At 70.3% G+C, this 20,892-nt stretch carries 18 protein-coding genes and 1 pseudogene; 8 read left to right on the top strand and 11 right to left on the bottom strand.

The window, feature by feature from the left end; all coding sequences use genetic code 11:
• Positions 1 to 341 (top strand): annotated as a pseudogene (locus GT354_RS32380) (enoyl-CoA hydratase/isomerase family protein); the annotation flags it as partial.
• 637 nt (positions 342 to 978) lie between these two features.
• Here the strand turns inward: GT354_RS32380 and GT354_RS32375 are convergent.
• The 3 genes from GT354_RS32375 to GT354_RS32370 form a co-directional block, all read right to left on the bottom strand.
• Positions 979 to 1,626 (bottom strand): SDR family NAD(P)-dependent oxidoreductase, encoded by a 648-nt coding sequence (locus GT354_RS32375; protein ID WP_161358523.1) that lies wholly within the window; start codon positions 1,624 to 1,626, stop codon positions 979 to 981.
• 83 nt (positions 1,627 to 1,709) lie between these two features.
• The gene (locus GT354_RS52885) at positions 1,710 to 1,856 is read right to left on the bottom strand and encodes a hypothetical protein (protein ID WP_202512238.1); all 147 of its coding nucleotides are present in this window, start codon (positions 1,854 to 1,856) and stop codon (positions 1,710 to 1,712) included.
• Positions 1,825 to 2,178 (bottom strand): enoyl-CoA hydratase-related protein, encoded by a 354-nt coding sequence (locus tag GT354_RS32370; protein ID WP_202512237.1) that lies wholly within the window; start codon positions 2,176 to 2,178, stop codon positions 1,825 to 1,827. The genes GT354_RS52885 and GT354_RS32370 overlap by 32 nt, the downstream gene beginning before the upstream one ends.
• Before the next feature lie 47 nt (positions 2,179 to 2,225).
• Here GT354_RS32370 and GT354_RS32365 point away from each other — a divergent pair, with 47 nt between their 5' ends.
• The 7 genes from GT354_RS32365 (at position 2,226) to GT354_RS32330 (ending at position 10,737) form a co-directional block, all read left to right on the top strand.
• Complete coding sequence (locus GT354_RS32365; protein ID WP_161358522.1) at positions 2,226 to 2,519, top strand: ferredoxin; 294 nt, start codon at positions 2,226 to 2,228, stop codon at positions 2,517 to 2,519.
• Between the two features lie 75 nt (positions 2,520 to 2,594).
• Positions 2,595 to 4,193, top strand: a complete 1,599-nt coding sequence (locus GT354_RS32360; protein ID WP_161358521.1) for an ABC transporter substrate-binding protein — start codon at positions 2,595 to 2,597, stop codon at positions 4,191 to 4,193.
• Between the two features lie 43 nt (positions 4,194 to 4,236).
• Positions 4,237 to 5,184 (top strand): ABC transporter permease, encoded by a 948-nt coding sequence (locus tag GT354_RS32355; protein WP_161358520.1) that lies wholly within the window; start codon positions 4,237 to 4,239, stop codon positions 5,182 to 5,184.
• The gene (locus tag GT354_RS32350) at positions 5,181 to 6,017 is read left to right on the top strand and encodes an ABC transporter permease (RefSeq protein WP_161358519.1); all 837 of its coding nucleotides are present in this window, start codon (positions 5,181 to 5,183) and stop codon (positions 6,015 to 6,017) included. The genes GT354_RS32355 and GT354_RS32350 overlap by 4 nt, the downstream gene beginning before the upstream one ends.
• On the top strand, positions 6,014 to 7,282 hold the full coding sequence (locus GT354_RS55985) for an ATP-binding cassette domain-containing protein (RefSeq protein WP_346012277.1): 1,269 nt from the start codon (positions 6,014 to 6,016) through the stop codon (positions 7,280 to 7,282). Before GT354_RS32350 ends, GT354_RS55985 begins: the two co-directional genes overlap by 4 nt.
• 1,445 nt (positions 7,283 to 8,727) lie before the next feature.
• On the top strand, positions 8,728 to 10,062 hold the full coding sequence (locus GT354_RS32335; protein ID WP_161359939.1) for an MFS transporter: 1,335 nt from the start codon (positions 8,728 to 8,730) through the stop codon (positions 10,060 to 10,062).
• A gap of 81 nt (positions 10,063 to 10,143) precedes the next feature.
• Positions 10,144 to 10,737: a TetR/AcrR family transcriptional regulator gene (locus tag GT354_RS32330; RefSeq protein ID WP_161359938.1), complete on the top strand. Its 594-nt coding sequence runs from the start codon at positions 10,144 to 10,146 to the stop codon at positions 10,735 to 10,737.
• A 370-nt stretch (positions 10,738 to 11,107) separates the two neighbouring features.
• Here the strand turns inward: GT354_RS32330 and mnmA are convergent, their stop codons facing one another.
• The 8 genes from mnmA to GT354_RS32290 all read right to left on the bottom strand — a co-directional run.
• The gene (gene mnmA, locus GT354_RS32325) at positions 11,108 to 12,220 is read right to left on the bottom strand and encodes a tRNA 2-thiouridine(34) synthase MnmA (RefSeq protein ID WP_161359937.1); all 1,113 of its coding nucleotides are present in this window, start codon (positions 12,218 to 12,220) and stop codon (positions 11,108 to 11,110) included.
• Between the two features lie 254 nt (positions 12,221 to 12,474).
• Positions 12,475 to 13,662, bottom strand: a complete 1,188-nt coding sequence (locus tag GT354_RS32320; protein WP_161359936.1) for a cysteine desulfurase family protein — start codon at positions 13,660 to 13,662, stop codon at positions 12,475 to 12,477.
• 211 nt (positions 13,663 to 13,873) lie between these two features.
• Entirely contained in the window at positions 13,874 to 14,548 is a 675-nt protein-coding gene (locus GT354_RS32315) for a trimeric intracellular cation channel family protein (RefSeq protein WP_161359935.1), read from the bottom strand.
• A gap of 36 nt (positions 14,549 to 14,584) precedes the next feature.
• On the bottom strand, positions 14,585 to 15,973 hold the full coding sequence (locus tag GT354_RS32310; protein WP_161359940.1) for an ABC transporter ATP-binding protein: 1,389 nt from the start codon (positions 15,971 to 15,973) through the stop codon (positions 14,585 to 14,587).
• Between the two features lie 49 nt (positions 15,974 to 16,022).
• Positions 16,023 to 17,123 (bottom strand): ABC transporter ATP-binding protein, encoded by a 1,101-nt coding sequence (locus tag GT354_RS32305; RefSeq protein ID WP_161359934.1) that lies wholly within the window; start codon positions 17,121 to 17,123, stop codon positions 16,023 to 16,025.
• Entirely contained in the window at positions 17,123 to 18,130 is a 1,008-nt protein-coding gene (locus GT354_RS32300; protein ID WP_161359933.1) for an ABC transporter permease, read from the bottom strand. Before GT354_RS32300 ends, GT354_RS32305 begins: the two co-directional genes overlap by 1 nt.
• A gap of 99 nt (positions 18,131 to 18,229) precedes the next feature.
• On the bottom strand, positions 18,230 to 19,996 hold the full coding sequence (locus GT354_RS32295) for an ABC transporter substrate-binding protein (protein ID WP_161359932.1): 1,767 nt from the start codon (positions 19,994 to 19,996) through the stop codon (positions 18,230 to 18,232).
• 37 nt (positions 19,997 to 20,033) lie between these two features.
• Positions 20,034 to 20,892 (bottom strand): ABC transporter permease (locus GT354_RS32290; protein ID WP_161359931.1); only part of this gene is annotated, 859 nt, incomplete at its 5' end.

Here is a 20,892-nt window from a genome sequence, read left to right as displayed (position 1 = left end):
GCGCCCTGGAGGCGGTGCTGGGCGCCGACCTGTACGACGCCGAGACCGCGGAGCGCTACGGCTGGGTCAACCGGGCCGTCCCCGCCGACGAACTCGACGACGTCGTCGACCGCCTCGCCCGCAACATCGCCGCCCTGCCCGAGGGCGTGATCGCGGCGGCCAAGCGCGCCATCGTCCCCGAGGACCTGGCCGAGGGTCTGCGACGGGAACACGACGCCTGGGCGAACCAGTTCGCTCGCCCCGAGGCCGAGCGTCTCATCCGCGGCGGATTGACCCACGGCGCCCAGACCCGCGACGGCGAACGCGACCTGGAGGGCCTGCTCCGGGGACTGCCCGGATAGGACCTGGACGAGGACCCCATGTACTCAGAGGACCCCATGTACTCATCGGTGTCCTACGACTTTGACGGCGTGCGGCTCCCCGATCTCATCGGATGCCGACGTTGTCGACTGTCACGTCGCCTCGTGGAGGCCGGTCGGACTTGGTGGACTCGCGTATTCGACTGTGGCGAGTGTCTTGCGGGTCCCAGCCTGATGGTGACCGTAGGTGGTTGCCGGAGACGTAGCGACTCCAGCTGCCTCCGGCCTCGTGGTTGACCGACCTGCGACAGGCTTACGGCGCCCGCGACCGCGGAGCCCGAACCGGCATAGAGGCCGCAGAGATTGCGTCCAGGAGCAGCCAGACAGCCGGATCAAGATCGTTTCTTAACGTTTTATCCTGCTGAAATCTGCGAAGTGCCGCGTATTGCATCGGATGCGATCACGCGACTGTTTACGCGCCGAAGCGGGTGCGGGAACCGCATCGGAGGCGAGCCGAGGGCGAACCCGCAGATCAACCGGTCTCACGAGCGGCGGTCGCGGCGAGGGTGCCGCGGTGGGTGTCGACGCCGATGACGCCGTCGATCTGTCCTGCGAGCATGGTCACGCGGTTGCTCTCCTTGAAGGTGGACGACCGTGGTCGGCGTCGGCCCGGGTGGAGTCACCGCGCGGCAGAACTGTGACGAGTCACGCCGGTTCGGCGGACGAGCTGCTGATCAAGCCAACGGGGTGGGCCGGGCCGACGCCGGCGCGGCTCCCGACGAGTTGCGCGCCGAACTCCGGGTCGTGCCGAGCAAGGCCCAATGCTGCGGCTGTGTGGCCGGTTCGTGTCCGTCGTCGGCGTGGAGGGTCTCGGTGAGTTCACCGACGTCCCGGATGCCGGCGCGCTGGACGTGCCGGCCCATGCGGCAGGGTTCGACGACGCCGACGAGGCCGCCGCCCGCGCCGAAGACACGGCCTGGACGTCGAAGGTGCCGAACAGGTTGATGCCGACGAGGAATTCGAAGGCTTCCTGCGGGTATGAGGCGCCGTCCTTGGCGACGGTGCGGATGGCGCTTTCGGTGCCGGCGCGGTTGACGGCGACGTGCAGCGGGCCGAGTTCGGCGGCGGTCTCGACACCGGTGGCGGCGTCCTCGCGGCTGCGGACGTCGCCGGGCACGAATCGCACGGGGTGTCCGGATTCGCGGGCCGGTGTCTCGGCGACGTCGGCGCCGGCCGAGGTGGGCAGGTCGAGCAGGCGCGCGGCGATGGCCCGGCCCAGGCCCGAGGCCTCGCCGGTGACGAGGGCGGACGCGTTGTCGAGGTGCATCGGTGGTGCTCCTCGGGTTGATCGCGGTGGACCAAGGGTCCGACGCGGGGTTGGGCCGATCACGCGGGAGGGGGCGCCGGAGGTCAGCGGCCCTGCCGGCGCGGGGCGCGCTTCTCGGCGAAGGCGGCCGCGCCTTCACGGGCGTCGTGGAAGGCGAACACCGGTGTGGTGATCGCCTCCCGGCGGGACCACGTCTCGTCAGCGGGCCAGGAGCCGGATTCGGCGACCATGCGCTTGGGGCACGGCGGCGTGCAACCTGCCGCCGGGCGGCGCGGGTTCGTTCACCAGGCCGAAGGCGTGTGCCCGCGTCGCGGTCAGCGGTGCTCCGGTGAGCGCCGATCGCATGGCCACGTGGTACGGGAGCCTGCGCGGCAGCCGCAGCAGCCCTCCTCCGCCCGCGACCAGTCCGCGCTTGACCTCCGGCAGCGCGAACACCTCGTCGTCCGGCGCGCCGGACCGGAACGCGGCTCGCCGGCACGGACGAGCGCCCGCCAGGGCGACACCCGTTGCTCCGGTCGGCGATGGTCCGAGGTGATCGATAATGAAAATCATTTCCTGTAAGGTGCCGCTGTGTCCACGTCAGCATTGGGGAAGACGACATGTCACACGCACCGGACGCCCAACCTTCCGCGTCCCTGACGGAGCGTCAGAAGCTCCGGCTCGACGCCCGTTCCCAGGTCGAGGTCGAGGTCGAGGTCGATCGTGAACGATGCGTCGGCGCGGGGCAATGCGTGCTCGCGGCGGAGGCCGTGTTCGACCAGGACTCCACCGATGGGCGGGTCCTGCTCCTCGAACCGCCGCCCGGAGGGCACGCGCGGACCGATGTCGAGCAAGCCGTACGCGAATGCCCGTCCGGGGCCATCACCGTGACGCCCGCTCGCTCCCCGACCTGAAGACAGGTCGCGCCGACACACCCATCCGACCGACAACGGGCGCACCGGCGCCCGCTCATCACGACCAGGAGAACCATGTCCCCGACCCTCGCCCGTCGTCGATTCGTGCTGGGAACAGCCGGCGGCGCACTCGCCTTGGCGGCCGGATCGACCCTGCTGACCGCATGCTCCGACGACGGGACCCCGACAGCCGATCCGGACAAGGGCGGGGCCGCCAAGCGCCCCGGCGGCACTTTGCGTGCCGCCTTCGTCGGCGGTGGCGCGTCCGAGACGCTCGACCACTTCCGCGGACCGACGCCGATGGACTTCGTCCGGGCCCGAGCCTGGCACGCCGGTCTCGGCAACTTGGACCCCGGCGCCCCCGACGGTGTCCGATACGGCGTCCTGGAGGGGATGGACGTCTCGGAGGACCTGGCCACCTACACTCTGCGGGTCCGCCCGGGCATCCGGTTCACCGACGGCTCGCCGGTCACCGCGCGCGACGTCCTGTATTCCCTGGCCGGACCGGCCAAGGCGAGTCCGCTGCCCGTCTACAAGATGCCGGCGGCGAACTTCGACCTCGATCGAGCCCGGGTAGAGGGCGATCTCACCGTGGTTCTACCGACGCGAAAGCCGATCGCGGACGGGCGGTTGATCCTGTGCCAAGGCAACTTCCTGGTGGTCAAGGAGGGTACGACCGAGTACTCGATCAAGACGCCCACCTGCGGGCCGTTCAAGCTCACCCGGTTCGAGCCCGGCCAGGGTGCGGCGTTCACGCGCAACGACGACTACTACGGTCTCGCCCTCGGCGGCGGGCCTTACCTCGACGGGCTCGAACTGCGTTCCATAGCCGCCGGCGACGCGCGCGCGGGCGCCCTGACGGGTGGCCAGGTCGACTTCGTGCACGACCTTCCCCCGGTGACGGCCCGCACCGTCGAGGCGGACCGACGGTTCGTACTCACGCCCACCGAGAGTCCCTATCTCGTCGGGTTGTCCTTCCGGATGAACATGAGCGTCAAGCCGTTCGACGACCCACGCGTGCGTGAGGCGTTCAAGCTCGCCGTCGACCGGCAGGCCATGGTCGAGACCGTGCTGTTCGGCCGAGGTGTACTCGGCAACGACCTGCCCTCGATCGGATTCGCCGACTACGGGCAGCAGATCCCGCAACGCCCGCACGACCCCGCGCGAGCCCGTGCCCTGCTGAGCGAGGCGGGAGCGGAGGGCATGGAGGTCACCCTGACCAGCGGCCCGGAGACACCCGGCATGATCGAGGCCGCGACGCTCTACATCGAGGACCTGAAGAAGATCGGGGTGCGCGCGTCCCTGCGCGAGCTTCCCGCCGGCCAACTCTTCGCCGACTTTCCCGCCTACACCCGCCTTCCGCTCGCAGCCGCGTTCAATGTCCCCGTCCCCGCGTTGTCCTCCTACCAGGTGACCACCGCCGGTGGCGCGCCTGGCGCTCTGGGATGGAATCGTCCGGACGTGGACGAGCAGGTCGCGCGCGCCCGAGCGGAGCGGAACCCGCTGCGCTCGCGGGAGATCGGTGGCGCGGCGCAACGGGTCATGTGGAGCGAGGGCAACACCGTCATGCCCGTGTTCAAGCCCTACGTCAATGCCGCGACGCGCTCCGTGGCCGGCATCGGGGACGACCTGTTCCAGCAGTTCCCCGGCTTCGGCCAGGCGACGGTGCGATGAGCACGCGAGCGCGACGGCAGCCGCCGCGAGGAGGCGGGCGGGCGTGAACGTGCTTCGGTACATGCTGCGCCGGACCGCCGGGGCACTCGCGGTGTTGATCGTCTTGTCGGCGGGCGTGTTCACCGCCACCGAGGTACTGCCGGGGGACGCGGTGGACGTGGTCGCCGGCGTCGACGCCTCACCGGCACAGCGCGAGCAGTTGCGCACCGAACTGGGTCTGGATCGGTCGCCTGCGGATCGCTACCGGGAGTGGGCCTGGGATGCCGTACACGGTGACCTGGGGACCGGGCTGGTCGGCCGCCGCCCCGTGGCCGACGTGGTAACCGACCGACTGCCCGACAGCATGCTGCTCGCCGGTCTGGCATCGGCCGTCGCGGCGCCGCTCGCCGTGGTCCTGGGCCTGGGCGCGGGTATGCGCGCCGGGCGAGCGGCCGATCGTTGGATCACCACCGCAACGCAAATCGCGGTGGGGATACCGGAGTTCGTCACCGCCGGCCTACTGCTCGCGGTACTGGCGGTATGGCTGGACGCGTTTCCCCGGGTGTCCCTGGTACCGCTGGGGCAGTCGCCGCTTCAGGCGCCGGAGACCCTGGTTCTGCCCGTGCTGACCTTGTGCGTGGTGGGCTCCGCCGCCGCGACGCGACTGATCCGGGCAACAGTGGCCGACATCCGTACCACGCCCTACATCGAGTCCGCGCGATTGAACGGGGTGCGTGGCATACGCCTGGCCGTGCGACACGTGCTGCCCGGGGCGCTCGCCCCGGCCGTCCAGGCGCTCGCGTTGACCACGGGAGGTCTCGTCGGCGGCACCGTGGTGGTGGAGAGCGTGTTCGGTTATCCGGGTATCGGCCACGAACTGCAACAGGCCGTCGCCGCACGGGACGTGCCGATGGTTCAGGGCATCGCCCTCGCGCTGTGTGCGGTCATGCTGTTGATGTTGCTGGTCGGCGACGTCGTCGCGAACCTGCTCGACCCCAGAGCGCGCGCATGAGGGTGGTGCGGACCTCCGCCACCCGGCGGACGCGCCCGAGCGTGGTGGTCGTGTGCGCGAGCACAGGGCTGGCATGCGTGCTCCTGGTGGCCCTGCTGGGCCCGTACCTGGCGCCCCACGCGCCGACCGAGCAGGTCGGTCTGCCCTTCGAGTCGCCCGACGCGAAGCACGTGCTGGGCACCGACATGTTGGGGCGCGACGTGCTCAGTCGGGTTCTGCACGGCGGTCGCACCATCGTGATCGCGGGCGTCTGCGCCACGGCCGCGACCACGGTGCTCGGCACGCTCGTCGGGTTGTGGGCCGCCTTCACCAAGACGCGCGCCGGCGACCTGCTGGTGCGCCTGGTGGACGTTCTCGCCGCCGTGCCCGCGCTGTTGTCGATGCTCGTGCTGGCCGCCGGATTCCCCGGCAGTGACACGGCCGTCGTGGTCGCCGTGGCGTTGACCACGCTGCCGTTCTCGGTGCGTGTGGTGCGTGCGTCGGGACGCAGGCTCGCCGGGCACGGGTACATCGAAGCGGCGCGAGCCCGCGGTGACAGCGCTTCGGCGGTGTTGCGCTACGACGTCCTGCCCAACATGGTCGGGCCACTGCTGACCGACGCCGGTATTCGCTTGGTCGCCGCCGTGCACCTGAGCGCGACGGCCGGTTTTCTGGGCTTGGGCCAAGGTGCGCCGGCGGCCAACTGGGGGCGCATGGTGCAGGAAAACCTGCCGGGCGCGTCACTGACGACCGCTCCGTTCCTGGCTCCCACGCTCCTGCTCGTCGTCTTCGCGGTCTCGGTCAACCTGTTGGCGGACCGGGTCTCGGAATCTTTCGGAAGGGAAGCGGCGTGACGCTCGCCCACGTGCAGGCCCTGACCATCGGCCCCGCGGACGGCCCGGCGGTCGTGCGCGATGTCGACCTGACGATCGCCCGGGGCGAGGTGGTGGCCCTTGTGGGCCGTTCCGGGTCCGGGAAGACGACCCTCGCGCTCACCCTTCTCGGGCACGTGCGTCCGGGGTTGCGTGTGCGCGGGGGCACCGTGCGAGTGGACGGCGTCGATCCGCTGACCGCCGAAGGCGCCCGCCGCCTGCGGGGCGAACGGGTGACCTTCCTCGGTCAGGATCCTGCCTCGGCGCTCAACCCGATGCGGCGTATCGGCACACAGGTCGCCGAGGCCGTCCGGTTGCGCGCGTCGGCCGCGAGCGGGCGCGCGTGGGTGGGGACGGAGGTCGCGCGGTTGCTGTCCGGGGTCGGGCTGCCGGTCGACGACTCCTTCCTGCGGCGGTATCCGCACGGCGTCTCGGGGGGACAGGCGCAACGCGTCGCGCTCGCCGTCGCGCTCGCCGGATCACCCGTCCTGATGGTGCTGGACGAGCCGACCAGCGGCCTCGACAGCGTCACCGCCCAGGACACCCGGGCGCTCGTGATCGACGTGCTGCGCGAGCACGGTCGGGCGGCGGTGTTGGTGAGCCACGACCCACACCTGGTGGCGGGCTTGGCGGACCGCGTCGTGGAGTTGGACGCGGGGCGCGTCGTCCGCGAAGGAGCACCCCGCGACATCCTGGCCGCCCGTCTCGCACCGGTGCGCCCCAGGCTCCGCACGGCGCCGATCGAGCCACCGAGCGCGGGGCTGGTGATCCGCGATGTGTCGGCCTCGCACGGCTCCCATCGGGTGGTGGCGGACGTGACGCTTCGGGTGCCGGCCGGATCGTGCACCGCCGTGGTGGGCCCCTCCGGGTCGGGCAAGTCGACCCTGGCCCGTTGCGTCGCCGGGCTGCACCGGATCGAGGCCGGAACCGTGCGCTGGGAGGACGGGAAGCCCGCCGCCGACCGATCCCGAACGCCGGTACCGCGCGGCCACATCCAACTGGTGCAGCAGGACCCGGTGGGCGCGCTCAATCCCCGCGAGACGGTCCGCCGGGCGCTGTCGCGCCCACTTCGTCTGGTTCGCCGTCCACGGTCTTCCCGAGGAGCTCATCCCCTACCCGGAGGCGGGACTGCGCGGATACCTCGACGGCAACACCGGCCTCACCGTTCATGGTTGGCCATCGGGTTCGGTGCGACGCTCGTAGACGCCTCGGTCGAGCGCACTCGGCCTCGGCCGGCCGGGCCTTGACGGGGACCGGCCGTCACCGGCGGCTTCGCCTTTGGGCGGCGGGAGTTGTTCCCACGCGGTTCTACGGCACCGGGCAGCGGGGTCCGCCCGCGTAGCCCGGGTTTCGGGCGGCCCTTGGGCAGTTCGAGGGTAGGTGGGCCGGCTGCGGATTCGCCTTCGGCGGCGGGAGTCGTTCCCACCCGCACCACCCGTTGCGTTCCGCGTGCCGGGCTGCGGTTTCCACGGCTCCAGGGCGGCGCGGTCCGGCCCTGCGGCCCGGGTTCGGCATTGCCACCGTGTCGACCGATCGCGGCCGAGATCCGCGCCCGCGTCGATCGAGGTGAACTACGCCCCCGGGATGGCGTCTCGGTCCGTCGGCCATTGCCGGTGACGTAGGTCGCCGGGTGGGTCGCTGCGCCGGTTCGGTGAAGGGGTCACCGTGCGGCGGCGTGCCGCCGGGTGTCGCGGGGCGGGGGACGTGAGGGTGTCGGCATGCCGCCGGAGAACGTGTCGAGGCCGCCCGTAGCGGTGATACGGCCCGAACCCGCGCTTTCGAGCACCGAGGTGCGGCAGCACATCGCACCTGCACACCCTGGAGAGGCGCCACGATGCAGAACCCTCCCGTCACCATGCTCGGCCCCCGATCACCTTCCTCGGGGTCGAGGCGTGTGAACTCGACGCCCCGGCCGGCTACGCCGACGCCGACGTCGTGATCCTCGGCGCCCCGCTCGACGGCGGCACCTCCTACCGCTCCGGCGCCCTACGACCACGCGGACGTCACCGCCCTGCTCGGCAACCGGGTCGTCCTCGAAGCCCTGTCCGCCATCGCGCGACGCCGCCGACACCGGCGCGACGGCACCACCTGGGACCGCCGCGAACCGCTGCTGCACGGACGAGAGGCCGACGAACAACTCCGGCGCATCGACACCGGCCACGTCCACCGCCACCCGTCTGCCGACTAGACGATCGATTCCGAAGGGGTCGGTGGTCATAGGCGGTCGGTGAACGCGGGACGGGCTGTCCTGCGTGGGCGTTGGGCCGGATCGCGGCGGTCGGTGCGAGGACGCGCTGCATGCCGCGGGCGACGACATCGCCGGGCGTGCGCCCTCGGCGCTGTTCGAGATCGAATCGCCCCGTCCGGACGCTGATCGGCGACAGGAACCGCTTCGGCCGGGGCTGCGAACCCGAACCGGTGCCGGGCGCGGCACCGGCCAGGCAGTACATCCGGCCGCTGCGCCCGGCCCGCAAGGCGAGCCGGAACGACCCGGGGCACCACTGTTCGAGCCATTGCGGCAGATCGACGAGTCGGTCCGCCTCGACGAAACCTTCACCGTGAGCCCGTGAGCCCGTGCGCACGCCCCGAGCGATGCTCGCCTCTCCCCCGTTTGACCTGAGTAGACCTGTCTGTCTAGTATGATTTCTTAATTAGACAGACAGGTCTACTCATACTTCGGACGGGAATGGTCATGACGAAACCCTCGGTCGTCCCAGCGTCCAAACCGGCGCGCACCTCGGATGCGGCACCCGCCGACGCCGGATCCGCTTCCGGATCCGCTTCCGGATCCGACTCCGCTGCCGGATCCGCGCGAGGCCGGCGGCTGCCGCCGAAGGTGGCGCTGTACGTACTCGCCTCGATCACCGTCTCGTTCCTGGCGGCCTCCAGCGCGCCGACCCCGCTCTACGCGGTCTACCAGGCCGAATGGGGCTTCAATCCGATCACCACCACCGTGGTCTTCGGCGTCTACGCGGTGGCCGTGCTGCTCGGGCTGCTCACCATGGGCAAGCTCTCCGACCACGTCGGCAGGCGGCCGATACTGCTGGCTGCGCTCGCGGCGCAGGCCGCCTCGATGGTCGTGTTCGCCACCGCCGACGGCGTGCCGGGGCTGATGGTCGCCCGGATCGTCCAGGGACTGTCGACCGGCGCCGCGCTCGGCGCGATCGGGGCGGGGATGATGGACATCGACCGGCCGCGCGGCACGATCACCAACGCGATCGTCCCGGGCATAGGCACGGCGACCGGCGCGCTGGTCTCCGGCCTCGTCGTCCAGTTCCTGCCCGCCCCCACGCATCTGGTCTACCTCGGGCTGCTGGCGATCTTCGTCCTCCAGATGGTCGCCGTCGTGCTGATGGCCGAGACGGTGGTCCGCAAGCCGGGGGCGCTGGCCAGCCTGGTGCCGGAGATCAAGCTGCCGCGCGCTGTACGCGGGCCGATGCTGGTGGCCGCGCCGGTACTGTTCGCCGTCTGGGCGCTGGCCGGGCTGTACGGGTCGCTCGGTCCGTCCCTCGCACGGCAGTTGACCGGTTCCGGGTCCGAAGTCCTCGGCGGGCTGAGCCTGTTCGTCCTCGCCGGGGTGGCCGCCGTCTCGGTGCTGGTCCTGCGGAAGGCGGCGACCCGGACGGTGATGCTCACCGGCATCCTCGCGCTGATCGCCGGGGTGGCGATCACCCTCGTCTCGATCCGCGATTCCTCCCCCACCGGCTTCTTCGTCGGCACCGCCATCGCGGGCGTCGGCTTCGGCAGCGGGTTCCAGGGCGGCATCCGTACGGTGATGCCGCTGGCCCGGCCGCACGAGAGTTCCGGCGTGCTGTCGCTGCTTTTCATCGTCTCCTACCTGGGCATGGGGGTGCCCGCCGTGATCGCCGGGTTCCTCGTCGTACACGCGGGCGGACTGACCGCCACCGCGCAGGAGTACGGCGTCGCCGTGATCGTCCTCGCGGCGTTCGCGCTGCTCGGGCTGCTGCGCGGCGGTCGGGACGAAACGGCGGCCCTACCGGGCGAGCCGGTCGGCGGCAACGCGTGAGGGCCGGCCTCCGGCCGGGACTCGGCCGGAGGGCGTGGCCGGCGGATAATGTAGACAGACCTGTCTGAGGGAGTGACCGTCATGGCGAGTGTCCAAAGCACCGCGAAGCCGTCGGCGCGTGAGCGCCTGCTCGCCGCCGCGAACGAACTGTTCTACGCCGAGGGCGTGCAGAGCGTCGGGATCGACCGGGTCATCGAGCACGCGGGCGTGGCCAAGGCGTCGCTGTACAACACCTTCGGCGGCAAGGAGCAGCTCGTCCGGGCGTACCTCGACACCCGGCACGCGAGCACCGTCGACCGGATCACCCGGGCCGTCGCGGAGCGCGACACGCCCCGCGAACAGATGCTGGCGGTCTTCGTATCCCAGGGGCGGCAGTTCGACCGGCCCGACTTCCACGGCTGCGCCTTCGTCCGCGCCGGCGCCGAGGCCGGTCCCGGCGGGCTGGTCCAGGAAGCGGCAGACGCCTTCCGCAGCTGGATGCGCGAACTCTTCACCCACCTCGCCGCCGAGGCCGGCGCCGCCGACCCCGACGCCCTGGGCCACCAGCTCCACCTGCTCTACGACGGCGCCGCCATCTCCGCCCTGATGGACCACGACTCCACGGTGGCCGCGACGTCCCTCGCGGCGGCGACCGCTCTGATCGCGGCGGCGACGGGCGCATCCGCCGAGGCGTGAGCAGCGCTCGGCACGCGCGGGCCGGGACCGCGGGCGTGAACCACGCGGTGTGTCAGGGCTCCGGCCATGCTTGGCTTCACCTCGATGGCGGCCGGCCCGCAAGGGCGAGCCGGAACGGCCCGGGGCACCACCGTTCGAGCCATTGCGGCAGATCATCGAGTCGGTCGACGAACCTGAAAGGGTCGACTCGATCTCGAACAGCACCGAGGGCGCCCACCCGGCGGTGCCGTCGCCCACGTCACGCAGGTGGCACGACACTGGCTGCGAAGGCACAGCTGCCAGTGCGTTTGTCCACCACCGGAAAGGCCGGAGAGGCCGAAGAGGCCGAACAACTGCGGCCGGCAGGTGTCGAGTTCGGCCGACGGGCCCGTTATGCGGTGCCGTCGATGGTGGCCGAGCCGATCACTCGGGTGCCGTCGTACAGGACGACTGCTTGGCCTCGGGCGATGCCTCGAATCGGTTCGGCGAGGTTCACCCGTATGTCGGCGCCGACCACCTCCGCGACCGCCGGCGTCTCGTCGCCGTGGGCGCGGACCTGGGCGGTGCACGTGATCGTGCCCTGTGGCGCCGGGCCGCACCAGCGGGGGCGGATCGCGGTGATGGTGTCGACGTCCAGGGCCTCGACCGGGCCTACCGTGACCGTGTTGGACACCGGGGAGATGTCCAGGACGTAGCGCGGCTTGCCGTCGGCTGCCGGGCGGCCGATGCGCAGGCCCTTGCGCTGGCCGATCGTGTAGCCGTAGGCGCCGTCGTGTTCGCCGAGCTTGGTGCCCTCGGCGTCGAGAATGTCGCCGCGCTCGCTGCCCAGGTGCTTGGCGAGGAAGCCTTGGGTGTCGCCGTCGGCGATGAAGCAGATGTCGTGGCTGTCCGGCTTCTGCGCGACCGCGAGGTCACGGCGCTCCGCCTCGGCCCGGACGTCGCCCTTGTTGTCGCCGCCGAGCGGGAACATCGCGTGTGCGAGCTGGTCGCTGTCGAGCACACCCAGGACGTAGGACTGGTCCTTGTCCATGTCGACCGAGCGGTGCAGCTCGCGCGAGCCGTCGGCGTGCTCGACGATCTGCGCGTAGTGGCCGGTGCAGACCGCGTCGAAGCCGAGCCCGAGCGCCTTGTCGAGCAGCGCCGCGAACTTGATCTTCTCGTTGCAGCGCAGGCACGGGTTGGGCGTGCGCCCCGCCTTGTACTCGGCCACGAAGTCGTCCACGACGTCCTCGCGGAAGCGCTCGGCCATGTCCCAGACGTAGAAGGGGATGCCGATCACGTCCGCGGCCCGCCGCGCGTCCCGTGAGTCCTCGATCGTGCAGCAGCCGCGGGCGCCTTCACGCAGCGTCGCGGGTTTGGCCGAGAGCGCGAGGTGGACGCCGACGACGTCGTGGCCGGCTTCTACGGCGCGGGCGGCGGCTACGGCGGAGTCGACGCCGCCGGACATGGCGGCGAGCACGCGAAGGCGGCGGCCGTTGGCGGGGGGAAGCGTGTGATCAGACATGGCACCAGTAAGAGTACGTGGTCTTGTAGCCGCGCCCTCGGGGGATTGCTGCTCGGCACGGAGCCGCGGCACCACGCGGAGGTGGCGCGGGCAGACGGGAGGGTTGCGGTTCCGCCTGTGGCGGGGTGGATTTGTTCCCACTCGCACCACCCGTTGCGTTCGTTTGTCGGGCTGCGGTTTTACGGCGACGGGGTGCGACTGATCAGGCCCCTCACGGCGCTCTGGTGATCGCGGGCGCGAAACGCGCTCGCCCTTCACCCCCGCAGCGACACCGCCCCCGCCGACCGGGCCCGCTCGACCACCGGCACGATGGCCTCGGCCAGTTCCGCCACCTCGGCCTCCGTCGTGGTGTGGCCCAGGGTGAAGCGCAGCGATCCGCGGGCGCGGGCGCTGTCCGCGCCCATCGCGAGCAATACGTGGCTGGGCTGGGCGACGCCCGCCGAGCACGCCGAGCCGGTCGAGCATTCGATGCCTCGCGCGTCCAGCAACAGCAGCAGCGAGTCGCCCTCGCAGCCCGGGAAGGAGAAGTGCGCGTTGCCCGGCAGCCGATACCGGGGATCGAGCCGTCGATCGCCGTTGAGCTGCGCGTCCGGGACCGCCTCGACGATCCGGCGGGCCAGTTCGTCGCGCAGCGCGCCCACTCGCCGGGCGTACTGGGCCTGTTCGCGCACCGACTCCTCGGCCGCCACCGCGAGCGCCGAGATCGAGGCGGCGTCCAGTGTGCCCGATCGCACGTCGCGTTCCTGGCCGCCGCCGTGCAGTACCGGTACCGGCGTGATGCCGCGACCGAGCACGAGGGCGCCGCAGTTGCCCGGGCCGCCGAGCTTGTGCCCGGTGACCGTCATCGCGTCGAGGCCGGTCGCGGTGAAGTCGACCGGGATCTGGCCGACCGCCTGGACCGCGTCGGAGTGGAAGGGGATGCCGTGTTCGTGCGCGATCTCCACGAGCTCGGCGATCGGCTCGACCGTACCGACTTCGTTGTTGGCCCACATCACCGACACCAACGCGACCGATGCCGGGTCGCGCTCGATCGCGTCCCGCAGGGTCTGCGGTTGGACTCGCCCGTCGGCGTCCACGTCGAGCCACTCGACGATCGCGCCCTCGGACTCCTCCAGCCACAACACCGGGTCCAGGACCGCGTGATGCTCCACGGGGCTGACCAGTATCCGGCGCCGGGCCGGGTCGCTCGCCACCCGGGACCAGTAGATCCCCTTGATCGCGAGGTTGTCGGCCTCGGTCCCGCCGGCGGTGAAGACGATTTCGCTCGGTCGCGCGCCCAACGAGTGGGCCAGCGATTCGCGGGACTCCTCCACCACTCGGCGCGCGCGTCGGCCCGACGCGTGCAGCGACGAGGGGTTTCCCAGGTGGGTGAGCTGTACGGTCATCGCCCTGATCGCCGAAAGGCGCATCGGGGTGGTCGCCGCGTGATCGAAGTAGGCCATCGCACTGCGAAGCTTAGTCGGGTACGCGAGGCCGCCGACGCGGGCGGCCGTACACGTGGCCTCGGGCAGCCCCTCCGACGCCGTGTGTTCCGGCGGACACCGTGTGTTCCGAGCCGGCGCCACCGGGTCCACCCGGCCCGGACACCGCGTGTTCCGGGCCGGCGCCACCGGGCCTCCGCGGCCGCGGAGGCGGTACGCGAGGACGAGTCGCTCAGCTCTCGTCGACGCTCGTCCCCGAGTTGCGCCGCCACGCGCGCGGAGCCCGCCAGTTGCGTCTCAGCGCGAGCACCCGCAGCAGGAACGCGAACGTCACCGCCGCAAGCGCGGTCACCGGACCGAACAGGTCGAACTCGATCAGCACGGCCGTGATCCCGGCGCCGAGCAGCGCGGGGAACGTGTAGATCTCCTTGTCCCAGCGCAGCAGCGTCGGGATCTCGCGCGCGAGCACATCGCGCAGCGCGCCGCCGCCGACGGCCGTGGTGACTCCCAGGGCGGCGGCCGGCAGCAGGTTCAGCCCGTACGCGTGTGCCTTCACCGTGCCGGTCACGCAGAACAGGCCCAGTCCCGCCGCGTCGAGCACGTCGATCGCCGACGAGATCCGTTCGACCTGGGGGTGAAGGAAGAACACGAGCCCGGCGGCGAGCAACGGGGTCCCGAAGTAGCCGAGATCGGTGAAGGCGGCGGGCGGCACCGCACCGATCATCAGGTCGCGGATCACCCCGCCGCCGAGGGCGGTGACCTCGGCGAGCAGGACGATCCCGATGATGTCGAAATTCTTGCGGACGGCCATCAGCGCGCCCGCCGCCGCGAACACGAAGATGCCGATCAGGTCCAGGATCTGCTGAAGGGTGTGGTGGAAGATCTCGGGCGGCACCTCGGGCGACATAACGGATGTTCTACACCGCCGGTGGCTGCCGGATACTCACGGGGCAGGTGATTCGGGTGTGTCCCCCGGCGGAGTCTTCCCGGTGTCCGCCGCAGACGCGCGCGTCGCGGAATCGTCCTCGGTCGCGGAAGCGTCCTGCGTCGCGGAATCGTCGCGGGCCGCGGACACGTCCGCCGAAGCGTCCTGCGTCGCAGCCCTCCCCGGCCCGTCCTTCGTCAGCTTCGGCCCCTCCTCGGCACCGCCGCCCGCACCGCCGCCGTCCACGTCCTCCCGCACCACTCCCGTGACCGGCACCGGCGGTTCCCCCGACACCCGCTTCACCAGTTCCACCGCCTCCGGCTCGCCCGCCGTCGGCGTGTTCTCCGGGAAGTGGCAGGCCACCTGATGCCGCCCCACCAGCTCCGCGAGCGGTGGCTCGACCGTCTTGCAGACGTCCTGCGCCTTCCAGCACCGGGTGTGGAAGCGGCACGCGGCCGGCGGGTCCATCGGGCTCGGTACGTCGCCCTTGAGCAGGATCCGCTCGCGCGACTCGCGCCGCCCGGGGTCCGGCACCGGGACCGCCGACATCAGCGCGACCGTGTACGGGTGCCTGGGTGACGTGTACAGGTCCTCGCGGTCCGCGATCTCGACGATCTTGCCGAGATACATCACCGCGACCCGGTCGCTGGTGTGCCGCACCACCGACAGGTCGTGCGCGATGATCAGATAGGTCAGGCCGAACTCGCTCTGCAGGTCGTCGAGCAGGTTGACCACCTGCGCCTGGATCGACACGTCGAGCGCGGAGACCGGCTCGTCGGCGACCACGAGCTTGGGCCGCAGCGCGAGCGCGCGGGCGATCCCGATGCGTTGGCGCTGGCCGCCGGAGAACTCGTGCGGATAGCGGTTGTAGTGCTCGGGGCTCAGTCCCACGAGTTCGAGCAGCTCTTGGACGGCCTTCTTGATGCCGCCCTCGGGGTTGACCTTCTGGAGCCGATACGGCGCGCCGACGATCGTGCCGACCGTGTGGCGCGGGTTCAGCGACGACTGCGGGTCCTGGAAGATCATCTGGAAGTCGCGTCGAAGCGGCCTCAGTTGGCCGCGCGAGAGCTTGGTGACATCGCGTCCGGCGAATTCGATCGTGCCCGCGCTCGGATCGAGCAGTCGCATGACCATGCGTCCGGTGGTCGACTTGCCGCAGCCCGACTCGCCGACCAGGCCGAGCGTTTCGCCCTCGCGGATGTCGAAGTCGAGCCCGTCGACGGCCTTGACGGTGCCGGCCTTGCGCCGCCCGATGCCGCCGCTCTTGACCGGGAAGTGCTTGCGCAGTCCCCGAACCCGGACGAGTACCTCCGGCCGTTCCGCCTGCTCGGCGGCGGTCTGCGCACCGGCGGTCTCGGCGGTCTCCGCAGCCTTCACGTCTTCTCCCGCTCGCGCGCCCTCGGTCACCGTCGTGTTCACCTTCACCGTCTTGCTCACAGGCGCTTCACCGTCTCGCTCACAGGCGCGGCCTGATGTCCTCGGCCCAGATCCGGTCGCGTTCGCCGAGATCGAGGTGGCACGCGGTGCGGTGCCCCGGGGAGATCTCCAGCAGCTGCGGGACCTCGGTCTTCTCTCGGCCGTCGTTGCGGTCCGCGTACGGGCAGCGGGTACGAAACGCGCAGCCGGACGGCAGCGAGATCAGGCTCGGCGGGCTGCCCTTGATCGGCATGAGCCGTTCCTGACGCTCGCGGTCCAGGCGGGTCAGCGAGCCGAGCAGGCCCCACGTGTACGGGTGCCTGGGCTCCTCGAACAGGGTGCGGGAGAGCCCGTGTTCGACCGCGCGGCCCGCGTACATCACGAGCACGTCGTCGGCGAGTTCGGCGACCACGCCGAGATCGTGCGTGATCATCACCACCGCGGAGTCGAACTCCCGTTGCAGGTCCCGGATCAGGTCGAGAATCTGGGCCTGCACGGTGACGTCGAGCGCGGTGGTCGGCTCGTCGGCGATGAGCAGTTCGGGGTCGCAGCTGAGCGCCATCGCGATCATCGCCCGCTGGCGCATGCCGCCGGAGAACTGGTGCGGGTAGTCGTCCACGCGCCGGTCCGGGCGCGGGATGCCGACGCGGCCGAGCAGGTCGATCGCGTGCGACTTGGCCTGCTTCGAGGTGACCTCGTTGTGGACCTGGTACGCCTCGATGATCTGGTGCCCGACCGTGTAGTACGGGTGCATCGAGGACATCGGGTCCTGGAAGATCATCGCCATCCGGCGGCCGCGCATCAGCCGTACCTGCTCCGGCGTGGAGCGCACGATCTCCTTGCCGTCGAGCCAGATCTCGCCGCCGATACGGGCGTTGGTCTTGCCGTGCAGGCCCATGATCGCGAGCGAGGTGACGCTTTTACCGGAGCCGGATTCGCCGACTATGCCCAGGGTTCGGCCGCGCTGTAGCGCGAAGTCGACGCCGTCGACGCTGCGGACCAGGCCGTCGTCGGTGGGGAAGTGCACGGTGAGACCGCGTACTTCGAGGAAGTTTTCGGGCGCGGGCGGGGGTCCGGCCGGGGCGAGCTCGGGCAGCTCGTCGGCCGAGTCCTTCTTGCGGCGCGGCAGTAGACGGGGCATCAGTTCCTCACCCGGGGATCGACGACCGCGTAGAGCAGGTCCACGACGAGGTTGGCCAGGATCACGAAGACGGCGGCGATCATCGTCACGCCGAGTACCTCGGGAAGGTCCTGCTGGGTGATCGCCTCGACGGCGAATTTGCCGATGCCGTTGAGGGAGTACACCTGTTCGGTCAGGATCGCGCCGCCGAGCAACAGGCCGACGTCCATGCCGAAGATGGTCAGGATCGGGGTGAGCGCCGCGCGCAGGCCGTGTTTGACGATGACGTCCCGTTCGCGCAGGCCCTTGGCCCGCGCTGTTCGGATGTAGTCCTCGCTCATCGTCTCCAACATGCCGGCCCGGGTCAGCCGGGCGTACAACGCCGCGTACAAGAACGCGAGCGTGAGCCACGGCAGGATCAGGTTCCACGCCCAACTGCCGGGGTTGTCCATGAACGGCACGTAGTGCACGCCCTTGAAGATGGGCCATTGATAACTGAACAGGGCCAGCGCGACGAGGCCCGTGAAGAAGGGTGGCATCGACACACCCGCCAACGCGAAGCCCATCGACATCCGGTCCCAGATGCTGCCGCGTTTGAGTGCCGAGAGCACTCCGATCGACACACCCGCGAGCAGCCAGATGACGGCGGCCCCGGCGGCCAGCGACAGGGTGACCGGGATCCGGTCGGTCAGGCGCGGCCATACTTCGAGGTTGTTGCGGAAGGAGAATCCGAAGCACGGCGGCGCGCAGTGCACCTTGCGGACACCGGTGTCGTAGTCCTTGCCTGCGACGAATCCCTTGACGAACTTGCCGTACTGTTCCGGCACCGACTTGTCGAGGCCGAGACCGTGCTTGACCTGCTCGATCGCCTCGGGTGTGGGCGACTTGCCGACGTAGCGCGCGGCCAGTTGGTCACTGGTGGCACCGCCCCAGCGCGGAACCAGGAAGAAGATGGCGAAGACCGCCATGGTGACGATCAGGAGCAGCACCACCGCTCCCGCCAACCGCCTGAGCAGATAGAAAATCATGAGCCTGCGACCCGGTCCGGTGCGGGGAGCGGGATCACCGCTCCCCGCACCGGAATTGACGGGCCTTCACCTCTCCTTCGGGCTACTGGCCTCGCAGGCTTATTGGACGCCCATGTTGAGGTAGTCGTACATGCCGGAGTACGCGGGCGTGACGACCACGTTCGTGACGTTCGGCGGGCGGTAGAGCAGCGACTTGGTCCAGGCGAACGGCAGGATGACCGCCGCCTCCATCACCTTGTTGTCGACGTCCTGCCAGATGGCCGCGTTCGCCGCCGGGTCGATCGTCGCGGTGGCCTTGTCGATCAGGCCGTTGACCGCGGCGTCGTTCAGCTCGGAGAGGTTCGTGCCACCGGCGTCCTTGATCGCCCGGCCGTCCACGATCTGCTGGAAGAAGCCGAACTGGGTCGGGAAGTCCGGGCCCCACTGCATGAACATGATCCCGACCTTGTTGTCGGCGACCCACTTCGGGACACCGGCGAACTGCGAGAAGTAGTCACCCGAGGGGTACTGCCGGATCTCGACCTTGATGCCGATCTTGTCGAGCGCGTTCTGCAGCGAGGTCGCGCCCGCGATCTCCTTGGGCCGGTTGCTGCGAGCCGTCGCCACGGTGCTGAAGCCGTTGGGCTGACCGCACTGCTTGAGCTCGTCCTTGGCCTTGGCGATGTCACCACTCTGCTTGGCGCCGTTGGGGTACATGTCGGCGGCCTTGGCCCCGGGCACCGTGGGCGGCATCAGGTTCGTCGCGATGTCCGCGCCGATCTTGCCGCCGTACGCGCGCTGGAGCTGCGTCTTGTTGACCGCGTACTGCACGGCGCGGCGGCAGTGCACGTTGTCGAACGGCGGGGTCTTCGAGCTGATCGCCAGGTAGGCCAGCGCGCCCGAGATCGCGTCGTCGGAGTTGGCGGCGAGCTTCTCGTCGGTGAGGATCTTGTTCTGGGCCGCGGCCTGAACGCCGGTGCCGACCACGTCGATCTGTGCCGTGCCGGCGAACAGACGGTTGTCGACGTCGTTGGCGTCCTGCTTCTCCAGCAGCTCGATCCGGTCCGGAAGCGCCTTGCGCAGCGGGTCCGTTGCCTTGTCCCAGTGCGGGTTGCGGGTCAGGTTGACCGCCTTGCCGGGCTCGTACTGGCCGTCGACCATGTACGCGCCGGACGCGATCGGGTGCTTGATGTACTCCTTGCCGGTGTCCTTGGCGGGCGGGACCGGCGCGGTCTGCGGCAGCGCGGCGAGGTAGTTGAAGTCCGCGAACGGCTGCGGCAACTTGAAGACGATCGTGTAGTCGTCCGGCGTCTCGATCGCCTTGAGGCCCAGCTTGTCCGGCGCGGTGTCCTTGTACGGACCCTTGTACGTCTTGTCCGGGTCCAGGTACTGCGCGAAGTAGCCGGGGCCGTTGGGCAGGATCTCCTTGTCGAAGGTCCGCTCGACCGCGTACTTGACGTCCTTGGACGTGACCTCGGTGCCGTCCTCGTACTTGACGCCCTTGCGCAGGTGGTACGTCCAGGTCTTGCCGCCGTCGTCGGTCTTGCCGACCTCGGTGGCCAGGTCGGGCTGGAACTCGTAACTCCCGCTGCCCGGCGCCGGCTTGAAGGTCAGCAGCGGACGGGCCATCAGGCGGGAGTAGTTCCACGCCGAGGCGTAGTACATGTCGCCCGGGTCGAGCGAGTCGAACTTGTCCGCGCTGACGAGCTTGAGCGTGCCGCCCTTTTTGTCGGACGCGTTGACGACCTCGGTGATCGCCTTGTTGTTCGGGTCGTGCTTCTTCGAACCGCCGCCGCCTCCGCCACACGCGCTGGCGGTCAAGGCTGTCACCGCCACCACACCGATCAGCGCCTGGGCCCTGCGCCTGCGAGTTACCGGGTGTCTCATCGCTGGTCGTGCCTCCTCGTCGGGACTTGCGGGATATTCAGCGGCTGCGCGGGTCGAGGGCGTCTCGAAGGCCGTCGCCGAGCAGGTTGAACGCGAGCACGGTGATGAAGATCGTGACTCCGGGGACGATCCCGAACATCGGGGCGTCCTCATATCGGGGGACGGCTTTCGCGAGCATGCCGCCCCACGACGCAGTGGGTTCCTGGACACCGACTCCGAGGTAGGAGAGAGCGGCCTCGAACAGGATGTTCGTCGGGATCAGCAGCGTGGAGTACACGAGGATCGGACCGACCAGGTTCGGCAGCAACTCCTTGAAAATGATGTGCCGATCGGTGGCGCCGAGGCTGCGAGCGGCCTCGACGAACTCGCGTTCGCGCAGGGACAACGTCTGTCCGCGCACGATGCGGGCGATGTATGGCCAGCTGAAGAAGCCGATCACGAAGATGAGCACGACCAGCCGGAGCGTGTCGCCCTTGAGGCCGAATGCCTCGCCCTGCAGGCTGCTGCCGATCGCGATCGCGAAGAGCAGCAGCGGGAACGCGAGGAAGACGTCCATCGCGCGGCTGATGACGGTGTCGACCCAGCCGCCGAAGTAGCCCGCGACGGTGCCCAGGACGACGCCGATCACCACCGACAGGAGGGTGGCGAGAAAGGCCACGAGCATCGAGACCCGGGCGCCGTAGACGATTCGCGAGAAGATGTCGCGCCCGTTGACCGGTTCCAGTCCCAGCGGGTGGTCCAGGCTCGCGCCGCCGAAGCTGCCGGTGGGGATGTTCAGGACCGGGTCGAGCAGGTCGTCGTGGTACTCGGTGGGGCCGCCGCCGATCGCGGAGGTGATCAGCGGGGCGAAGATCGCGACGAGCACCATGAAGACGATCACCACGCCGCCGGCCATC

It is taken from the genome of Streptomyces sp. SID3343 (genome assembly GCF_009865215.1).
Classification (GTDB): domain Bacteria; phylum Actinomycetota; class Actinomycetes; order Streptomycetales; family Streptomycetaceae; genus Embleya.
The sequence above is the reverse complement of the archived record's forward strand: the minus strand, read 5'-3'. Positions and strand labels throughout refer to the sequence as shown.